Origin of the sequence: Devosia enhydra (genome assembly GCF_900119845.1) — a bacterium.
Taxonomy (GTDB): Bacteria; Pseudomonadota; Alphaproteobacteria; order Rhizobiales; family Devosiaceae; genus FPKU01.
Map to the genome: position 1 here is coordinate 224,757 of NZ_FPKU01000003.1, position 16,473 is coordinate 241,229.

Below are 16,473 nucleotides of genomic sequence, written 5' to 3' on the forward strand. Positions count from 1 at the left end.
CTCTCAGAGGCCGGCGACCGCCGCTGCGACGGCGGCTCCCGTCGCCCCGGTGCCCAGCCGGCCGCCCACGTCGCGCGTCGCCTCACCTCTCCCAACGCAGGCCTCGATGGCCTTGTCGATGCCTGCTGCGGCCGCGACATAGGCCGCATCGCCCGAGCGCGATCCGAACCAGTCGAAGAGCTGCGCCGTCGAGAGGATCAGCGACATCGGGTTGGCAACGTCCTGCCCGGCGATATCGGGTGCCGACCCGTGCGAAGCCTGTGCCATCGCATGCTCGGCGCCGGCATTGATCGAGCCGCCCAGCCCCAGGCTGCCCGAAAGCTCGGCCGTAAGATCGGAGAGAATATCGCCATACATGTTGGTGGTGACGATGACGTCGAAGCGCGAGGGCTTGCGCACCACATGCGCCATCATGGCATCGATCAGCACGTCATCGGTCTCGACTTCGGGATAGTCCGCCGCCATCGCCCGGCAGATATCGAGGAACATGCCGTCGCTGATCTTGAGCACATTGGCCTTGTGCACGAAGGTCAGCCGCCGGCGCCGTGTCATCGCCAGTTCGAAGGCGCTGCGGGCGATGCGCTCGCAGCAATGCCGGGTGATGCGCCTCAGCGCGATCGACACATCGGGCGTCACGAGGATTTCGCCATCGCCCTGCGCCATGTTGCGGTCGGTGTAGAAGCCCTCGGTGTTCTCGCGAACGATGACGAGATCGAAATCGCCGACCTTGTTGGGCACACCGGCATAGGTGCGCGAGGGCCTGATATTGGCGAACAGGTCGAGATTCTTGCGGAAATACATCGAGGGGTTGATCTCCCCGCGCGCCGCATCCTTGAAATCGAAGGTCGCCGTCGGGCCCAGGATCAGCCCATCGGCGGCCCGCACCCGGGAGAGAAGCTCCGGGGTCACGGTCGCGCCGTGCTTTTTCAGGCTGGCATGGCCGGCCAGATCCTCTTCGATCTCGAGGGTGAGCCCGAACCGGGCCGCCGCCGCCTCGATGACCACGCGCGTCGCAGCCGCGATCTCGGGCCCAATGCCATCGCCGGGAAGCAGGACCAGTTTCATTCAAAGCTCCTAGTACAAATGTATACAGCCGCATTTGTCTGTCTTCTGGACAGCCGCGGTGGCTTGCGCCATTGATCGGAAGAACAGCGAGGCGCCTGTTGGCGCGTGACGGTATGGGGGCAATGGAAATGGCAAGTCAGGTTCAACGCGAGACCACATTGCGCGACGGTCCCGGCCGCGATCTCGGCCTCGAGGCCTATTCCAAGCTCAAGGACGCCATCGAGGACGGCATCATCGTGCCCGGCACGCGGGTTACCGAAACCGACCTGTCCGAACGCTTCGAGATGTCGCGCACCCCGATCCGCGAAGCGATCTACCGGCTCGAATCCGAGGGGCTCTTGAGCCACGAGCCGCGTCGCGGCCTCGTCGTCACCCAGCCCGACCATCAGATGATCGTTGAGCTCTACACCATGCGCGAGGCCCTCGAGGGCACGGCCGCACGGCTCGCCGCCCAGCACGCCTCGGAGGCCGAACTCATCACGCTGGCCGAAATCAACGGGCTCGAGCCGACATTGTTCGAGGAGCCGCGCGCCCTCTCGCGCCTCAACCGGCGCTTCCACTCGATGATCTACATGTCGGCGCACAACCGCTATCTGCTCAAGAGCCTCGAGAACATGGCCTCCACCATCGCGCTCCTGCCCACCATGCTCGATCTGCCCGGACGACCCGCCGAGGCCCATGCCGAGCACCGCACCGTGCTCGAAGCCATCGTCAGCCGCGATGCCGGCGATGCGGAAGCGGCGGCGCGCGACCATATCCGCTCGGCCGGCCGCCGCCGCGTCGATCTCCTGAGCCAGGCCGTGCATGGCTGAACTCATCGGGTCGCCTGCCTGTCGCGATAGAGGCGCCAGCCCGAGGACACGATGATGAGCAGCGACAGCGCGATGAAGGTCGCCGAGATCGGGCGGGTGAGGAACACCGTGGCATCGCCCTGCGCGATGTTGAGCGTCTGGCCCAGCGCGCTCTCGATCGGGCGCCCCAGGATGAAGGCGAGGATGGCCGGCGCGAGGGGGAAGTTCAGCACCTTGAGCCCCGCCCCGATGACGGTGAAGATGGTCAGCGCCATGAGGTCGAAGGGGTTCGAACTCACCGTGTAGACCCCGATCATTGAGACCACGATGATGATCGCGCCGATCAGGTTCGAGGGAAGCTTGAGGATCGAGACCCAGATGCCGATGAGCGGAAAGCTCAGCGCCAGCAGCATGCCATTGCCCACGATCATCGAGGCGATCAGACCCCAGGCGACGTCGGGATGGTCGCGGAACATCAGCGGGCCGGGCGTGATGCCCTGGATCATCAGCGCCCCAAAGAGGATGGCGAGCGCGGCCGATCCGGGAATGCCGAGGGTCATCAGCGGCAGGAAGCTGGCATTGGCGAAGGCATTGTTGGCAGTCTCCGGCCCCGCGACACCGGCCAGGGCGCCCTTGCCGAATTTTTCGGGCGTCTTCGAGACGCGGCGTTCGAGCGCGTAGGAAAAGAAGGTGCTTACCGCCGAAGCCATGCCGGGCAGGATGCCGATGGTGGCGCCCACCAGCGTGCCGCGCGCGATCGGCCCCGCCGCCTCGCGCAGGTCGCTCGCCCGTGGCAGGAGGCGCGTGATCGGCGCCGCCACGCCGCGCTTTTCAGCCGGTTTGAAGAGGCTCAGCAGCACATCGGACAGTCCGTAAAAGCCCATGATGATGGCAAGGATCGGAATGCCGTCGAGCAGGCTCGCCTGCCCGAGCGTCAGCCGCGGTATGCCGAGCGCCGGATCGGTGCCGATCTGGCTCAGCAGCAGCCCGAACACCACCATGATCAGGCCCTTGACGATCGAGGAGCCGAGAAGGCCTGCCGCGAGGCACAGTCCCAGGATCATCAGCGTCGCATATTCGGGCGGTCCGAGCCGTACTGCGAGCCGGCTGATCGGGATCGCCACGAGGGCGAGCGCGATGGTGGCCGCCGTGCCCCCGATGAACGAGCCGATCGCCGAGATCGAGAGGGCGATGCCGCCCCGGCCCTGCTGGGCCATGGGGTAGCCATCAAAAGTGGTGACGATGGATTCCGATTCCCCCGGCACGTTCATCAGAACCGAGGTGATGGTGCCGCCATAGGCCGCCCCATAGAAGATCGAGGCGAGCATGATGATCGCCCCGCTCGGCTCGAGGTGGTAGCTGATGGGAATGAGCATCGCCATTCCGGCGCTCTGGCCCACGCCCGGCAGCACCCCGACCAGCATGCCGGTGAGGCAGCCGATGAGCGCAAAGAGCAGGTTCTGCCAGGTGAAGACGACCTCGAAGCCCTGCAGCAGTCCCAAAAGTCCGTCCATAACGCCCTCCCCTAAAGTCCGAGCATCGAGAAGGGCGGCAGCGAGGCCGATGGCAGGTTGACCCCCAGGAGCCGGCCGAACACCAGCCAGGCCACGAGGATCGCCACCAGGGCCTCGAGGGCGCTTCGCAGCCATGGCCGGCCCAGCACGGTCATCGCCACAAAGCAGAGCAGCGTCGTTGAGACGAGAAAGCCCAGCCGCTCGATGAGCAGGGCATAGGCCATCATGGCCCCGGCAAGCGCGACAAAGCGCCAGCCGGCGCCGGGAGGCGCGATCAGCGGTTCGTCATCCTCGTCGCGAAACAGCACCGCTTCGGGATGGTCGGGCGTCGCCTCGGCCGCCTGCACGCGCCGCCGCCCCAGCACGAGCGTCAAGGCATGGATCAGCACGAGCCCGATCAGCACGATGGCCAGCCCGCGCAGGAAGAAGCCGGGCCCCGGCCCGAAGCGCGTCATCACCTGAAGGTTCGCCCCGACAGCCAGGACGCCGACGGCGAAGGCCAGAAAGCCCAGAGCGCCAAGCCATTCCCTCATCGCGTCCCTCCTGCCGGTTAGAGCGTTCCCAGGCGAAGTGGATACCGGTTCGCCGCCCGGAAACGCGAGGTAACGGCTGCGTTAGCCCGATGGGCCCGCAGCCGCCTGTTGGTCAGCGCGTCGACTGCGCGCGGAAGGTCTCGACCTGCGGCAGGAACGCCTCGTCGAGCGAGCGCCAGAGCGCGGTCACGTCGGCGGAATTGAGGTAGTTGATCTGCACCGCGGCCTTGGATGCGGCCTCGCGATAGGCGGGGTCGGCGGTGATTTCGCCGATTGCCGTCTCGAGGGTCGAAACCACTTCGGCGGGCAGGCCGGCCGGGCCGACGAGCACGCGGCTGGTCTGGAGCTCGAGGTCGATGCCCTGGTCGATGGCGGTCGGGATGCCCTCGATCTCGGGGGTGGTTTCACGCGCGAGCGTTGCAAGGAAGCGGATATCGCCGTTCTGGGCAGCCGGATAGAGCTCCGAGAACGTGTCCGAGACCACCGCGATATTGCCGCCGATCAAGTTGCTCATCAGCTGTCCGGGCTCGGTGATCGCGGTCCAGTTGATGTTGACGCCGGCTTTCTGGTTGAGCTGCATCAGCCCCAGATGGCCGATGGCCAGCGCGCCATTGGAGGCGGCAGTGATGCTGGTGTCGGTCTTGGCGGCCTCGATCAGGTCGCCCAGCGTCTGGTAGGGGCTGTCGGCCGCCACCGCGATGGCCACCGTGCCGAAATCATGCATGGCGATCGGGGTCAGGTCATCGAGGGTGAAGGTGCCGCCGCGATCGGGGTCGAGATAGAGCATGTTGGTGGCCGGGATCGGCACGAAGGCCAGCGTATAGCCATCGGCAGCCGCCGGAACGACGCGCTGCAGGGCCTGGAGCCCGCCGCCGCCGGGATAGTTCTCGACGATGAAATTGCCGCCGAGCTTGGCCTCAAGCGCATCGGCCAGGAGCCGGCCGGCAATGTCGGTGCCGCCGCCGGCGCCGAACCCGACCATGATGGTCACGGTGCGGCCCGCTTCGGGATAGCTCTGGGCCTGCGCGGTGCCGGCCGTGATGGCAAGTCCGGCAACGCCGGCGATGAGAAGGGCGGTGAGTGTCTTCATTCTGGTTTCCTCCAGGCGGCGCTTTGCCGCGATTGATCCGGCTTGGATGGTGCTCGTGCCGCCTTCTTTTTCGGGCGGCTTGGGCATGGCGGCACAGCCGCTCAGGCCATGCGGATGGTGACGAGGCGTTCCTCGGTCATTTCGGCTACGGCGAAAGCCGGGCCTTCCCGCCCGAAGCCGCTGTCCTTGACCCCGCCATAGGGCATCAGGTCGATGCGGCTCGAACTGGTCTCGTTGAAGTGGAGCCCGCCCACATCGAGGCCCTCGATGGCTTTGGCGATGGTGTCGAGGTTCTTGGTGAACACGCCCGCTGCCAGCCCGAAGGGCGAGGCATTGGCGCGCGCGATCACCTCGTCGAAATCGTCGAACGGGATGATGCTCAGCACGGGCCCGAAGATTTCGGCACATGTGACGCGCATCTCAGGCGACACATCGGTCAGCACCACCGGGCGGATCGAGGCGCCTTCGCGCCACCATCGGGTGTGAGCCGTCGCGCCCATGGCGATGGCCTCTTCGACCCACGCCTGCACCCGGTCGGCAGCTGCGTCCGAGACCAGCGGACCCACCTGGATGCCGGGCGCGGCGGGGTCTCCGACCTTCAGCGCATCTGCGCCGGCAATGATGCGCTCGAGCACGCTCTCATAGATCGAACGCTCGACATGCAGCAGCTGGATCGAGCTGCACACCTGCCCCGCCTTGCGGAAGCTGGCGGCCACAATCTTGGGTATGGCGGCGTCGAGATCGGCATCGGCGCAGAGCACGGTAGAGGAGATGGAGCCCAGCTCCATCTGCGTGCGCCTCAGCCCCGCCCGCGCCTGGATCGACCGACCCACCGCCGTCGAGCCGGTGAAGGTGATGTAACGGACCCGTTCGTCGGCGATCAGGGTTTCGGCCGTCTCGGCCCCGCCATGCAGCACCTGCAGGAAGGCCGGAGGAACGCCCGCCTCAAGCAGGATCTGCGCCAGAAGCGCGGCGGTCGACGGGGTGTGCAATGACGGCTTCAGCACGACCGGGTTACCGGCCGCGAAGGCCGGGGCGATCTTGTGGCAGACGGTATTGAGCGGCGAATTGAACGGGGTGATGGCCAGCACCGGCCCCACCGGCACCCGCCGGGTAAAGCCCAGCCGTCCCTGCCCGTGCGGGGAGCCCGACATCGGCACCATCTCGCCCTTGAGCTCGCGGGCAGCGATGGCTGAAAGCCGCAGCGTCTCCATGCAGCGGTCGATCTCGCCATCGGCATCGCTCGGGGGAAAGCCCGCTTCGATACCCATCAGCGTGCGGAAATCGGTGCGTCGTTCCGCAATCATGGGAATGGCGCGTTCGAGCACCTGGGCGCGCGCATTGGGGTTGGGCGCGCCGGCCTTGTGGGCCGACATGGCGGCGGCCAGCGCCCGGTCGATCTCGGCGGGCCCGGCGATCGTAACCTCTCCACAGGGGGTGCGCGAGAACTTGTCGAGCACAGTTTCGCTGCGCGAGCCCTCGACCCATTCGCCTTCGATCAGGAGGCGCGTGTTGATGTGTTCGGGATAGAGCGGCATCAGAACTGGGCCATGTACTGGGCGGGATCGATATGGGCGGCGATGACCAGCGGACGGTCTGCCGCCGGTCCCTGCGCCATGGCGCGCTCGAGCTCGGCGGCACTGTCGACGCGCACCGCATCGCAATCCATCGCCTCGGCCAGCTTGGGCACATCCGATTCCGGAATGGTGGTGCCGAAGGCGGGGAACTGCCGGGCGTGCTGCTTGAGCTCGATGCGGTTGAGCGAGTTGTCGCAGAACACCACGATGGTGATCCCTAGCTTCAGCGCCGAGACGGTGCGCAATTCGCCCAAGACCATGGCGAGGCCGCCATCGCCGGTGAAGCACACCACATTGCGCTCGGGATGCACCATTTTCGCGACCATGGCGGCGGGCAGCGAATAGCCCATGGACGAGAGCCCGTTGCTCATCAGCATGGTCTTGGGGCTGCGCGACACCCAACCCTGGCCCACCAGCAGCTTGTGCGAACCGACATCGGTCGTGGCGATGGTATCGGGCGCACTGGCCGCAAGCGCGATGTCGACGACGTCGGTGGGGTTGAGCCTGCCGCTCGTCCGCCCCGCGAGATAGAGCGCGCGCAGCGCCTCGCGGTGCTTTGCAACCTCGGCCTCGCTCCAGCGGGCGGAGGATGAGCCCACATGGCTCGTGATCGCCTCCACGACCGGGGCGATCTGCCCGACGATCTCGATGCCGGCCTGATAGATCTGGTCGGTATTGGGAACGCTGTCGATATGGATGATCGGCCGCGTCACCGTCCAGGGCTTGATCAGCTCGACCGCATCAAAGCCGATATTGAGCACGAGGTCGGCGGATTTGAGGAAATCCCAGACGAAGGCGTTGCACGCCATGTCGAGCGTGCCGGCATAGTAGGGGTGGGTTTCATCGATGATGCCCTTGGCCATCGGCGCCACCACCACCGGGCAGCCCAGCGCTTCGGCGAGCGCCGTGATCGCCGCGCCGGCCTTGCCGCGCACGGCCGAGATGCCGGCAAGGATGATCGGGCGCCGCGCCGCGGTAATCACCTTCACCGGATCCCCGAGATCGCCAGAAACGCCGAGCCCATGGGCCAGCGCGTTCATCGGGGGCAGCACGATCTCGTCGTCCTGCGCCTCGGCGCCCACCACGTCGCCGGGGGTCGAGATGTGCACCGGGCCCGGCCGATCGGCCATGGCGGTGCGCAGCGCCTTACGCATGATGGTGCCCACAGTCGTGGGCAGGATCGAGGTGGTGTACTTGCTGATGGGCGAGAACACCCGGTTGTGGTCGATCACCTGGTGGGTGAAGAACGGCTCGCGCCGGCTCTCGATCTGCCCGGAAATGGCGATCATCGGTACCCGGTCGGCCCAGGCATTGGCCACCGCGTTGACGAGGTTGGACGAGCCCGGCCCGAGGGTCGAAAGCGCCACGCCCGGCATGTCGGTGAGCTGCCCATAGGCTTCCGCCATCAGCCCGGCCGTGCCCTCGCGGGTGGCGAGCACGAACTCCATGTTTTGCCGGCGGCAGGCCTCGAGGAAGGGCACGCTGGGATCGCCGGGGTAGCCGAACACGTATTTCGTGCCCGCGGCGGCCAGATAGCGCACCATGACTTCCGAGCAATTCATGCCTTTTTCCTCCGCAAGAGCGTACCGGGCCGCTTGTTGGAGGCAGTTGTACTCAGCTGTATACGGATGTCAACGGGGTGGCGTTCCGCGCTGTCTGGCGCTTGCAGTTGGGAGCGATGCGACTGCCGTAGAGGAACGCGCAGGCGGTGGCGTTGGGTGAGAGATAGTCGGCGTGAACCAAGAAGCGGAGGGTGCTGGCTACGAGGTCCTGCGCGCCAACGCAGGATCATTGCCGCGACGGCGTCGACGATCATCGCCCGCCTTGGACTTTCGAGCCGAGGCGCCGGCTCAGGCCCCCGCCGAACTGGCGCGGAGGTAGCGGTTGCTCCGATCCCGCAGGCCGGAGGCATAGCAATCTCCCGGCAACCCTGCCCATCTTGCGCCGGAAGTGCTAGGCGGTGGGGCGCGAGTACCTGATCATGCGGAAGGGAGCCTCATGAAGCCCGAATCGATCGCCCTCCATCACGGCTATACGCCCGAAGGCACCACCAAATCGGCCGCCGTGCCGATCTACCAGACCACCAGCTACACCTTCGACGACACCCAGCACGGCGCCGATCTCTTCAACCTCGCCGTGCCCGGCAACATCTATACCCGCATCATGAACCCGACCTCGGCGGTGCTCGAGGCGCGCGTTGCCGAACTCGAAGGCGGCATTGCCGGGCTGGCCCTCGCATCGGGCATGGCGGCCATCACCTACGCGATCCAGACGCTGGCCGGGGTCGGCGACAACATCGTTTCGGTGAGCCAGCTCTATGGCGGCACCTACAATCTCTTCGTGCACAGCTTCCCGCGCCAGGGCATCGAGGTGCGCCTCGCCGACCAGGCCGATTTCGCCGGCATCGAGGCGCTGATCGATGACCGGACGAAGGCGGTGTTCTGCGAATCCATCGGCAATCCGGCCGGAAATGTCGTCGATATCCAGGCCCTGGCCGAGATTGCCCATCGCCACGGCGTGCCGTTGATCGTCGATAATACCGTGGCCACGCCCTTCCTCTGCCGTCCCATCGATTTCGGCGCCGATATCGTGGTGCATGCCTTGACCAAATATATCGGCGGGCACGGCAACTCGATCGGCGGGATGATCGTGGACAGCGGCAAGTTCGACTGGAAGGCCAATGCCAAGCGGTTCCCGGTGTTCAACGAGCCCGACCCCTCCTACCATGGGGTGGTCTATACCGAGGCGCTCGGGCCTGCCGCCTTCATCGGGCGCGCACGTGTCGTGCCCCTTCGCAATACCGGCGCGGCGCTCGCCCCGCACAGTGCCTTCCTGTTTCTCATGGGCCTCGAAACCCTGGGGCTGCGCATGGAGCGGCATTGCCAGAATGCCGAGGCTCTCGCCCAGTGGCTGGACAAGCACCCCAAGGTCAAATGGGTCAATTATGCCGCCCTGCCCGGCAGCCGCTACAATGCAACGGCCCGCAAGATCACCAAGGGCAAGGCCTCGGGCATCATCAGCTTCGGCATCGAAGGCGGAGCCGTGGCAGGTGGGCAGTTCATCGATGCGCTCAAGATGATCTACCGGCTGGTCAATATCGGGGACGCCAAGTCGCTGGCCTGCCACCCGGCCTCGACCACGCACCGCCAGCTTTCGCCCGAGGAACTGGCAAAGGCCGGGGTGTCCGAGGATCTGGTGCGCATTTCGGTCGGCATCGAACATATCGACGACATCATCGCCGATGTGGAGCAGGCCCTGGCCGCTGTCGGCTGAGGCCGGCCACGGGCAGGGTTGCATGCACCGGCGCGGGCGGGCACCATGCCCGTCCGTTGACCTCGGGACGGGCGCGATGGACGACAGCCGGGACTCACTGGCCATTCAGGCCTATGGCGAGATCAAGCGCCGCATCCTGACCGGAGAGCTGGAGCGCGGCACGCGGCTGAGCGTCGAGGCCCTGGCCCATCAGCTCGATGTCTCGGCCGCCCCGATCAAGGAAGCGCTCAAGCTGCTCGAGCGCGAGGGCCTCGTGGATATCCGACCGCGCAGCGGCACGGTGGTGCGTTCGTTCTCGCCCGAAGACCTGATCAACGTCTATGGGGCCCGCAAGATCGTCGAGCCGGCTGCCGCTGCCATCGTGGCGGCGCAGGGCCCTGCGCCCGAAGCGTTGATTGCCGGGCTCGAGCAGTCGATGATCACCCTTCATGGCGCGTTGCACACCCGCGCACCCCGCCAGGTCATCACCGATACCGACAGTCTTTTCCACAGGCTGATCGTCGAGGCGGCCGGCAATCCCGTGCTGACGGAGTTGCATGCGACGCTCATCGACCGCGCCCGGCTGGTTCGCTTTTACGGCACGCGTCCCGGGCGCTCCGCCGAGGCCATGGCTGAACACCGGCAAATCATCGAGGCCTTAAAGCAGGGCGACCCCGAGGGGGCGCGGACCGCATCGCGCCTGCATCTCGAAGGCGCCGAGCGGGCGATCCTCGAAACGATGCAGGCGACCGATCGAGGGTAGATCCTGCGCATTGCCCTTTGCCCGAAACTGCGCAATGGTGGCTGCGGGGCGGTAGGTGCATAGCGTGTTCATCATAGCAATCGGCTGCAAGCAGGCAGCGCGGGCCAGACAGTTCACTTCCAAGCAAATTTACACAAGTTACAGCAAAAGACAGCGTGGTCATTGCTGGTCCCTGCGCTTTTGCTCGGGCTGGGCCGCAGTTTGATGAGGCCGGTTGCGGAAGCTGCGGTCAATGCGTTGCGCAATCTGCCGCGCGGGCGCAAGCGCAGTATTCTGGTGGCGGCCGATCTGATCACGGTCAGCTTCGCGATCTGGGGCGCCTTCGCGCTGCGCTATGGCGACTGGTGGGCCCCACCGACACCTGAAGCGGTTCTCATCATCCTCGCAGCGCCGCTGATCGCGATCCCGACCTTCGCGATGCTGGGGCTCTATCGCAGCGTGCTGCGCTTTCTGCCCGAAGATGCAGTCTTTTCGATCGTGCGGGCCACCACCCTCGCCACGCTTATCTGGGTGATGCTGGTCTTCGTGTTCCAGTTCACCAACTATTTCGTCGTGCCGCGATCGGTACCGCTGATCTTCTGGCTGTTATGCACCCTGCTTGTCGGGGGCAGCCGCTATGTGGCCAAGCAGGTGCTGTGGCGCCGGCGCGGCCCGGTCAAGGGTGGGGACGAACCGGGCATCGTCATCTACGGCGCCGGATCGGCCGGGGCGCAACTGGCCACCGCCATCCGCCAGCAGGGCTCGGGCCGCGTGGTGGCCTTCATCGACGAGACGGCGGCGCTCGAAAATCACGATGTCGCCGGTATCCGGGTCCATCCGCCGAAGCGGCTTGGCGACATTTTGGCCCGCTACCGGCCTGCCGAGGTCATTCTCAGCGGCGCGGTCATCGGTGCAGAGGACCGGCAGGACCTGCTCGCGAAACTGGCGGAACGCGGCATCAGGCTCAGGACGCTGCCGCCCATCAACGACGTGCTTTCGGGCAAATATCTCGTCAACCAGATCCGCGAGATCGATATCGACGACCTTCTGGGTCGCTCCTCGGTTCCTCCCGATCCGAACCTGATCCGCACCATGGTGGAAGGCCGCACCATCATGGTCACCGGTGCGGGCGGATCGATCGGCTCGGAATTGTGCAGGCTCATCGCCAAATGGTCGCCGGCCAAGCTCGTGCTGTTCGAAGCCAACGAGTTCGCCCTTTATGAGCTTGCGCGTCGTCTCTTAGTACCGGGCGGCGTGATCGTGCCTGTCCTCGGCACGATCACGGAAAAGGAGCTGGTGTCGCGCGTGCTCAGGCAGCACGGCGTCGAAGTCGTCTTCCATGCCGCCGCCTACAAGCATGTGCCGCTGGTCGAGGCCAATGTGCTCGAAGGCATCCGCAACAACGTCCTGGGCACACAGGTGCTCGCCGACGCGGCCCAGGCGCAGGGCGTGCGTGATTTCGTGCTGATCTCGTCCGACAAGGCCGTGCGCCCGACCAATGTCATGGGTGCCACCAAGCGCTGGGCCGAGTTCATCGTTCAGCAGAAGGCCTTCGAGGCACAGGCGGCGGGCACGGGGCAGCGCTTTTGCGCGGTGCGCTTCGGCAATGTACTGGGCTCAAACGGTTCGGTGGTCCCGCTCTTCAAGGAGCAGATCGCCGCCGGAGGACCCGTGACCGTGACCGATCCGGCCATGACGCGCTATTTCATGTCGATCCACGAAGCGGCCGAGCTCATCGTGCAGGCCGGGAGCCTCTCAAAGAGCGGCGACCTCTTCCTGCTCGACATGGGCCAGCCGATCCTCATCCGCAACCTGGCGGAGAACATGATCAAGCTCGCTGGCTTTTCGGTGCGCGACGAGACCAATCCGGAAGGCGACATCGCCATCAGCATCACCGGGACGCGTCCGGGCGAAAAGCTCTATGAAGAGCTTTTCTACAATCCCGCCGCGGCAGCGACCACCAGCCACCCCAAGATCATGCGCACGGGCCTCAGCATACGAGACCGGGGCATGGGCGAGCACATGATGCGCCTGCAACAGGCTCTGGCAGCGGCCGACGAGGCTCGGGCCCGGCAGGTTCTGTTCGAGGTGATCGAACCGGGCAAGGCCGCTACGCCCCCTGCCCCCACACCCGCCTTGCAACATAGCCGGTATAGCTCACGATGATGCGCAGCACCTTGTCCGAGACGTTGAGCGGCGCATAATCCTCGACCATGCGCAGCAGGCGGTCCTCGCCGCGCGGCTGGGTTGCGAGGATATCGAGGCCGTCCAGAACGCGTTCGGCATCGAGGCCAACCATCATCACCGCCCCTTCCTCGAAGCCCTCCGGCCGCTCATGCACATTGCGCAGGTTGAGCGCGGGGAAATTGAGGATCGAGGCTTCCTCGGTGATGGTGCCGCTATCAGAGAGTACGGCACACGCATTGACCTGCAAGGCGACATAATCGGAAAATCCGAACGGCTTTTCGAAGCGGACGCGTTCATGGGCCGGCCTACCGAGCGCATCGAGGCGCTTACGGGTGCGCGGATGGGTCGAAACGATGAGCGGCAATCCGTAGCGGCTTGCGACCGCATCGAGCACATCCATGAGCCGGCCCAGTTGCACCGGATCATCGACGCTTTCCTCGCGATGCGCACTGACGACGAAATAGCCCTCGGAAACAAGGCCGAGGCGCTCGAGCACGCCGGAAGCGGCAATCTTTTCGCGCTGATGCTCCAGCACCTCGCGCATCGGGGAACCGGTGCGGATCACCTGATCGGGAGGCAGCCCCTCGCGCAGCAGATAATCACGCGCGATGGTGCTGTAGGTGAGGTTGATATCGGCCGTATGATCGACGATGCGCCGGTTGATCTCCTCGGGCACGCGCATATCGAAGCAGCGATTGCCTGCTTCCATGTGGAAGATGGGGATCTTGCGGCGCTTGGCCGGAATGGCGGCAAGCGCGCTGTTGGTATCGCCCAGGATCAGCACCGCATCGGGCTGGTGCTGAGCAAGCGCCTTGTCCACGGCGATGATGATGGTGCCGATGGTTTCGGCGGCCGAGGCGCGAGCGGCATCGAGATAGAGATCGGGCTGGCGCAACCCGAGATCCTCGAAAAAGACCTGGTTGAGCTCGTAATCATAGTTCTGGCCGGTATGGACCAGCAGATGCTCGACATGCTGGTCGAGGCGCGCAATGACGCGCGAAAGGCGGATGATTTCGGGCCGCGTGCCCACCATCGTCATCACCTTAAGCATCGAGCGCCTCCCGCACCATGGGCAGCGTGAGGAGGATCTGCTTGATTTCCGGCACGCCGAGGCGCCGTGTGTTGTGCGAGGTGTAGTCGTCGAACTCACCCAGCCTGGGCTCGCCCTCGACGAAATAGCGATCGTAATTGAGGTCGCGCGCATCGGCGGGCACGGCGAAATAAGCCCCCAGATCCCGCGCCCGCGCCATCTCCTCGCGTGAGACCAGCGTCTCATAGCGCTTCTCGCCATGGCGCGTGCCGATGATCTCGATGGGCGCATCGCTGGAAAAGAGTTCGCGCAGCGCCTGCGCCAGATCGCCGACGGTGGCGGCGGGCGCCTTCTGCACGAAGAGATCGCCCGGCCGGGCATGGGCGAAGGCGAAGAGGATGAGATCGACCGATTCCTCGAGTGACATGAGGAAGCGCGTCATCCCCGGGTCGGTGAGGGTCAGGGCCCGACCCGCCTTGATCTGCTCGATAAAGAGCGGGATCACCGAGCCGCGCGAGGCCATGACATTGCCGTAGCGCGTGGCGCAGAGCACAGTGCCGCCGGGCGCCGCGACGCGCGACTTGGCCACCATCACCTTTTCCATCATCGCCTTGGACATGCCCATGGCGTTGATGGGGTAGACGGCCTTGTCGGTGGACAGCACCACGCAGCGCGAAACGCCATGGGCGATTGCGGCCCGCATGACGTTTTCGGCGCCCAGCACATTGGTGCGGATAGCCTCCATGGGGTAGAATTCGCAGGAGGGCACCTGCTTTAGAGCCGCAGCGTGAAAGACGTAGTCGACCCCGTGCATCACGTCGTCGACCGCCGATGGCTCGCGCACATCCCCGATATGGAAGGTGACGCGGCGGTCGCGCAGGGCGCGGCGCATGTCGTCCTGCTTTTTCTCATCGCGGCTGAAGATGCGGATCTCGGCGGCGTTGCTGGCAAGAAACCGGCTGAGGGCCGCATTGCCGAACGAGCCGGTGCCGCCGGTAATCAGAAGTGTCTTGCCATCGAGCATGAAGCGATCCTGCGCTGGTGCGGGATGACTTAGCTGGAATCGCAGGGCGGCGCAAAGACGGGGCTCCATTAAACGGCAGGTCGGGACCACGGATTTCTTCCCGCGGAACGCGGCTTGGTTGACCCCCCCTCGGCGCCCGCCCTAGCCTCTGTCGATCTCGGACATCAGGCGACGGACCCCATCGATGCGCATCTTCATTGCCACTTTCGGCACGGAAACCAGCACCTTCGCCTCGTTCCCGACGGGCCTTGACGACTTCAAGCATCACGCATGGGCTGAGCATGGCGCCGAGGGCGCGGTGCCGTCGCACTGGAACGCACCGGCTCGCACCTGGCTGGCGCGTGCCCGCGCGCTGGGCTGGGACGTGGTCGAGGGGCTCCATACCTTCGCGGAGCCGGCCGGCATCACCACGCGGGCGACCTATGAATATCTGCGCGACCGCATTCTCGGCGAACTTGCGGCGGCCGGGCCGGTGGATGCGGTGCTGCTGTTCCTTCATGGCGCGATGGTCGCCGAGGGGTATGACGATTGCGAAGGCGATTTCGTTACGCGGGTGCGCCAGCTGGTCGGTCCGGATGTGACGATTGGGCTCGAGCTCGACCTGCACGCCCATATCGATCACGTGCTCGTCGAAACGGCCGATATCATCGTCTTTTACAAGGCGTACCCGCATAACGACCAGGCGGCGCGCGCCGACGATGTGTTCACGCTGGTCGAGCGGACGCTGGCCGGCGAGATCGACCCGAAGATGGCGCTGTTCGACTGCAGGACCATGGGGCTGTTCCCGACAACCATGCAGGGGCCGATGATCGGGTTCACAGAGGCGATGTTCGATGCCGAGGGCAAGGACGGCATACTCTCGCTCTCGCTCAATCACGGCTTTCCGTGGGCGGACGTGCCGATCGCGGGCGCCAAGATGCTGGCCATCGCGGATGGCTCGATGGCTCTGGCCGAGCGCACGGCCGAAGCCTTCGGCAAGCGCTTTTACCGCGATCGCAAGGCGGCCTGCCTGCCCTTCACCTCCTTCGAGGACGCCATCGCAGAGGCCCGGATCGCAGGCGAGAAGCCGCTGCTCCTCGCCGACACCTCAGATCAGGCCGGCAGCGGCGCGCCGGGCGATACGACCTACATGCTGCGCGCCTTCATCGATTCCGGCATCCGCAACGCCGCCATCGTGCCGCTGTTCGATCCTCTGGCGGTGGGCATATGCCAGCAGGTGGGCGTCGGCGCAAAACTCAGACTGCGGATCGGGGGCAAGTTCGAGCCGCATTCGGGTCCGCCCTGCGACGGGGAGGCCGAGGTGCTCTTTCTCAAGCGCGATGCCTATCAGGAGCAGGAAAATGGCGGCGAGCTGCATTGCGGCGATATCGCCGTGGTGCGGATGGAAGGCATCGAGATCCTGCTCACCACCAAGCGCGTCAACGTCTATTCGCTCTCGATGTTCGAGCGGCACGGCATCAGCTTGGGCGACAAGCAGATCGTCGCCATCAAGAACCTCTACAAGCACACCGACCTGTTCGCGCCGCTCGTGCGCAGGCAGTTGTACGTCGCCTCGCCTGGGGCCAGCGACCCCGACTGGGCGGCGCTCGACTGGAAGCGCCTGCCCCGTCCGATCTGGCCGCTCGACGCCGATCCGCTGGGGCTGGACGGCTGATTTCGCCATGAACG

13 protein-coding genes are annotated in these 16,473 nt (G+C 65.6%); 5 read left to right on the forward strand and 8 right to left on the reverse strand.

Annotation, left to right across the window (positions count from 1 at the left end):
* Positions 1 to 3: 3 nt before the first annotated feature.
* Positions 4 to 1,065 (reverse strand): isocitrate/isopropylmalate dehydrogenase family protein, encoded by a 1,062-nt coding sequence (locus BT183_RS15855; RefSeq protein WP_072345336.1) that lies wholly within the window; start codon positions 1,063 to 1,065, stop codon positions 4 to 6.
* 128 nt (positions 1,066 to 1,193) lie between these two features.
* Here BT183_RS15855 and BT183_RS15860 point away from each other — a divergent pair, with 128 nt between their 5' ends.
* Positions 1,194 to 1,877: a GntR family transcriptional regulator gene (locus BT183_RS15860; protein WP_072346270.1), complete on the forward strand. Its 684-nt coding sequence runs from the start codon at positions 1,194 to 1,196 to the stop codon at positions 1,875 to 1,877.
* A 2-nt stretch (positions 1,878 to 1,879) separates the two neighbouring features.
* Here the strand turns inward: BT183_RS15860 and BT183_RS15865 are convergent, their stop codons facing one another.
* The 5 genes from BT183_RS15865 to BT183_RS15885 all read right to left on the reverse strand — a co-directional run bounded on the left by BT183_RS15865 (position 1,880) and on the right by BT183_RS15885 (position 8,132).
* Entirely contained in the window at positions 1,880 to 3,370 is a 1,491-nt protein-coding gene (locus BT183_RS15865; protein WP_072345338.1) for a tripartite tricarboxylate transporter permease, read from the reverse strand.
* 11 nt (positions 3,371 to 3,381) lie between these two features.
* A complete protein-coding gene (locus BT183_RS15870) occupies positions 3,382 to 3,903 on the reverse strand; it encodes a tripartite tricarboxylate transporter TctB family protein (protein ID WP_072345340.1) in 522 nt (173 codons plus the stop codon).
* Between the two features lie 112 nt (positions 3,904 to 4,015).
* Entirely contained in the window at positions 4,016 to 4,993 is a 978-nt protein-coding gene (locus BT183_RS15875) for a Bug family tripartite tricarboxylate transporter substrate binding protein (RefSeq protein ID WP_177282588.1), read from the reverse strand.
* A gap of 101 nt (positions 4,994 to 5,094) precedes the next feature.
* On the reverse strand, positions 5,095 to 6,531 hold the full coding sequence (locus tag BT183_RS15880; RefSeq protein ID WP_072345344.1) for an aldehyde dehydrogenase family protein: 1,437 nt from the start codon (positions 6,529 to 6,531) through the stop codon (positions 5,095 to 5,097).
* Positions 6,531 to 8,132 carry a thiamine pyrophosphate-binding protein gene (locus BT183_RS15885; protein WP_072345345.1) on the reverse strand — a complete coding sequence of 534 codons (1,602 nt, stop codon included), beginning with the start codon at positions 8,130 to 8,132 and terminating at the stop codon, positions 6,531 to 6,533. Before BT183_RS15885 ends, BT183_RS15880 begins: the two co-directional genes overlap by 1 nt.
* A 436-nt stretch (positions 8,133 to 8,568) precedes the next feature.
* On the opposite strand from BT183_RS15885, the gene BT183_RS15890 reads away from it, so the two are divergent.
* From BT183_RS15890 to BT183_RS15900, 3 genes are all read left to right on the forward strand, one after another.
* Entirely contained in the window at positions 8,569 to 9,843 is a 1,275-nt protein-coding gene (locus BT183_RS15890; RefSeq protein WP_072345347.1) for an O-acetylhomoserine aminocarboxypropyltransferase/cysteine synthase family protein, read from the forward strand.
* A gap of 76 nt (positions 9,844 to 9,919) precedes the next feature.
* The gene (locus BT183_RS15895; protein ID WP_072345349.1) at positions 9,920 to 10,585 is read left to right on the forward strand and encodes a GntR family transcriptional regulator; all 666 of its coding nucleotides are present in this window, start codon (positions 9,920 to 9,922) and stop codon (positions 10,583 to 10,585) included.
* A 204-nt stretch (positions 10,586 to 10,789) separates the two neighbouring features.
* The gene (locus BT183_RS15900) at positions 10,790 to 12,730 is read left to right on the forward strand and encodes a polysaccharide biosynthesis protein (protein ID WP_072345350.1); all 1,941 of its coding nucleotides are present in this window, start codon (positions 10,790 to 10,792) and stop codon (positions 12,728 to 12,730) included.
* On the opposite strand, the gene wecB is transcribed toward BT183_RS15900, so the two are convergent.
* Positions 12,675 to 13,802 (reverse strand): non-hydrolyzing UDP-N-acetylglucosamine 2-epimerase, encoded by a 1,128-nt coding sequence (gene wecB / locus BT183_RS15905; RefSeq protein WP_072345352.1) that lies wholly within the window; start codon positions 13,800 to 13,802, stop codon positions 12,675 to 12,677. The two genes, BT183_RS15900 and wecB, sit on opposite strands and share 56 nt — an antisense overlap.
* Positions 13,795 to 14,805: a polysaccharide biosynthesis protein gene (locus BT183_RS15910; protein ID WP_072345353.1), complete on the reverse strand. Its 1,011-nt coding sequence runs from the start codon at positions 14,803 to 14,805 to the stop codon at positions 13,795 to 13,797. The genes wecB and BT183_RS15910 overlap by 8 nt, the downstream gene beginning before the upstream one ends.
* Positions 14,806 to 14,989: 184 nt before the next feature.
* On the opposite strand from BT183_RS15910, the gene BT183_RS15915 reads away from it, so the two are divergent.
* The gene (locus tag BT183_RS15915; RefSeq protein WP_072345355.1) at positions 14,990 to 16,459 is read left to right on the forward strand and encodes a M81 family metallopeptidase; all 1,470 of its coding nucleotides are present in this window, start codon (positions 14,990 to 14,992) and stop codon (positions 16,457 to 16,459) included.
* Positions 16,460 to 16,473: the final 14 nt, after the last annotated feature.

Excerpts from the sequence above, each read along its gene's own strand:
- BT183_RS15855 (WP_072345336.1), bottom strand. The coding sequence starts at position 1,065 with ATGAAACTGGTCCTGCTTCCCGGCGATGGCATTGGGCCCGAGATCGCG.
- wecB (WP_072345352.1), bottom strand. The coding sequence starts at position 13,802 with ATGCTTAAGGTGATGACGATGGTGGGCACGCGGCCCGAAATCATCCGC.
- BT183_RS15865 (WP_072345338.1), bottom strand. The coding sequence starts at position 3,370 with ATGGACGGACTTTTGGGACTGCTGCAGGGCTTCGAGGTCGTCTTCACC.
- BT183_RS15915 (WP_072345355.1), top strand. The coding sequence starts at position 14,990 with ATGCGCATCTTCATTGCCACTTTCGGCACGGAAACCAGCACCTTCGCC.
- BT183_RS15890 (WP_072345347.1), top strand. The coding sequence starts at position 8,569 with ATGAAGCCCGAATCGATCGCCCTCCATCACGGCTATACGCCCGAAGGC.
- BT183_RS15895 (WP_072345349.1), top strand. The coding sequence starts at position 9,920 with ATGGACGACAGCCGGGACTCACTGGCCATTCAGGCCTATGGCGAGATC.
- BT183_RS15870 (WP_072345340.1), bottom strand. The coding sequence starts at position 3,903 with ATGAGGGAATGGCTTGGCGCTCTGGGCTTTCTGGCCTTCGCCGTCGGC.
- BT183_RS15885 (WP_072345345.1), bottom strand. The coding sequence starts at position 8,132 with ATGAATTGCTCGGAAGTCATGGTGCGCTATCTGGCCGCCGCGGGCACG.
- BT183_RS15880 (WP_072345344.1), bottom strand. The coding sequence starts at position 6,531 with ATGCCGCTCTATCCCGAACACATCAACACGCGCCTCCTGATCGAAGGC.
- BT183_RS15900 (WP_072345350.1), top strand. The coding sequence starts at position 10,790 with ATGAGGCCGGTTGCGGAAGCTGCGGTCAATGCGTTGCGCAATCTGCCG.
- BT183_RS15860 (WP_072346270.1), top strand. The coding sequence starts at position 1,194 with ATGGCAAGTCAGGTTCAACGCGAGACCACATTGCGCGACGGTCCCGGC.
- BT183_RS15875 (WP_177282588.1), bottom strand. The coding sequence starts at position 4,993 with ATGAAGACACTCACCGCCCTTCTCATCGCCGGCGTTGCCGGACTTGCC.
- BT183_RS15910 (WP_072345353.1), bottom strand. The coding sequence starts at position 14,805 with ATGCTCGATGGCAAGACACTTCTGATTACCGGCGGCACCGGCTCGTTC.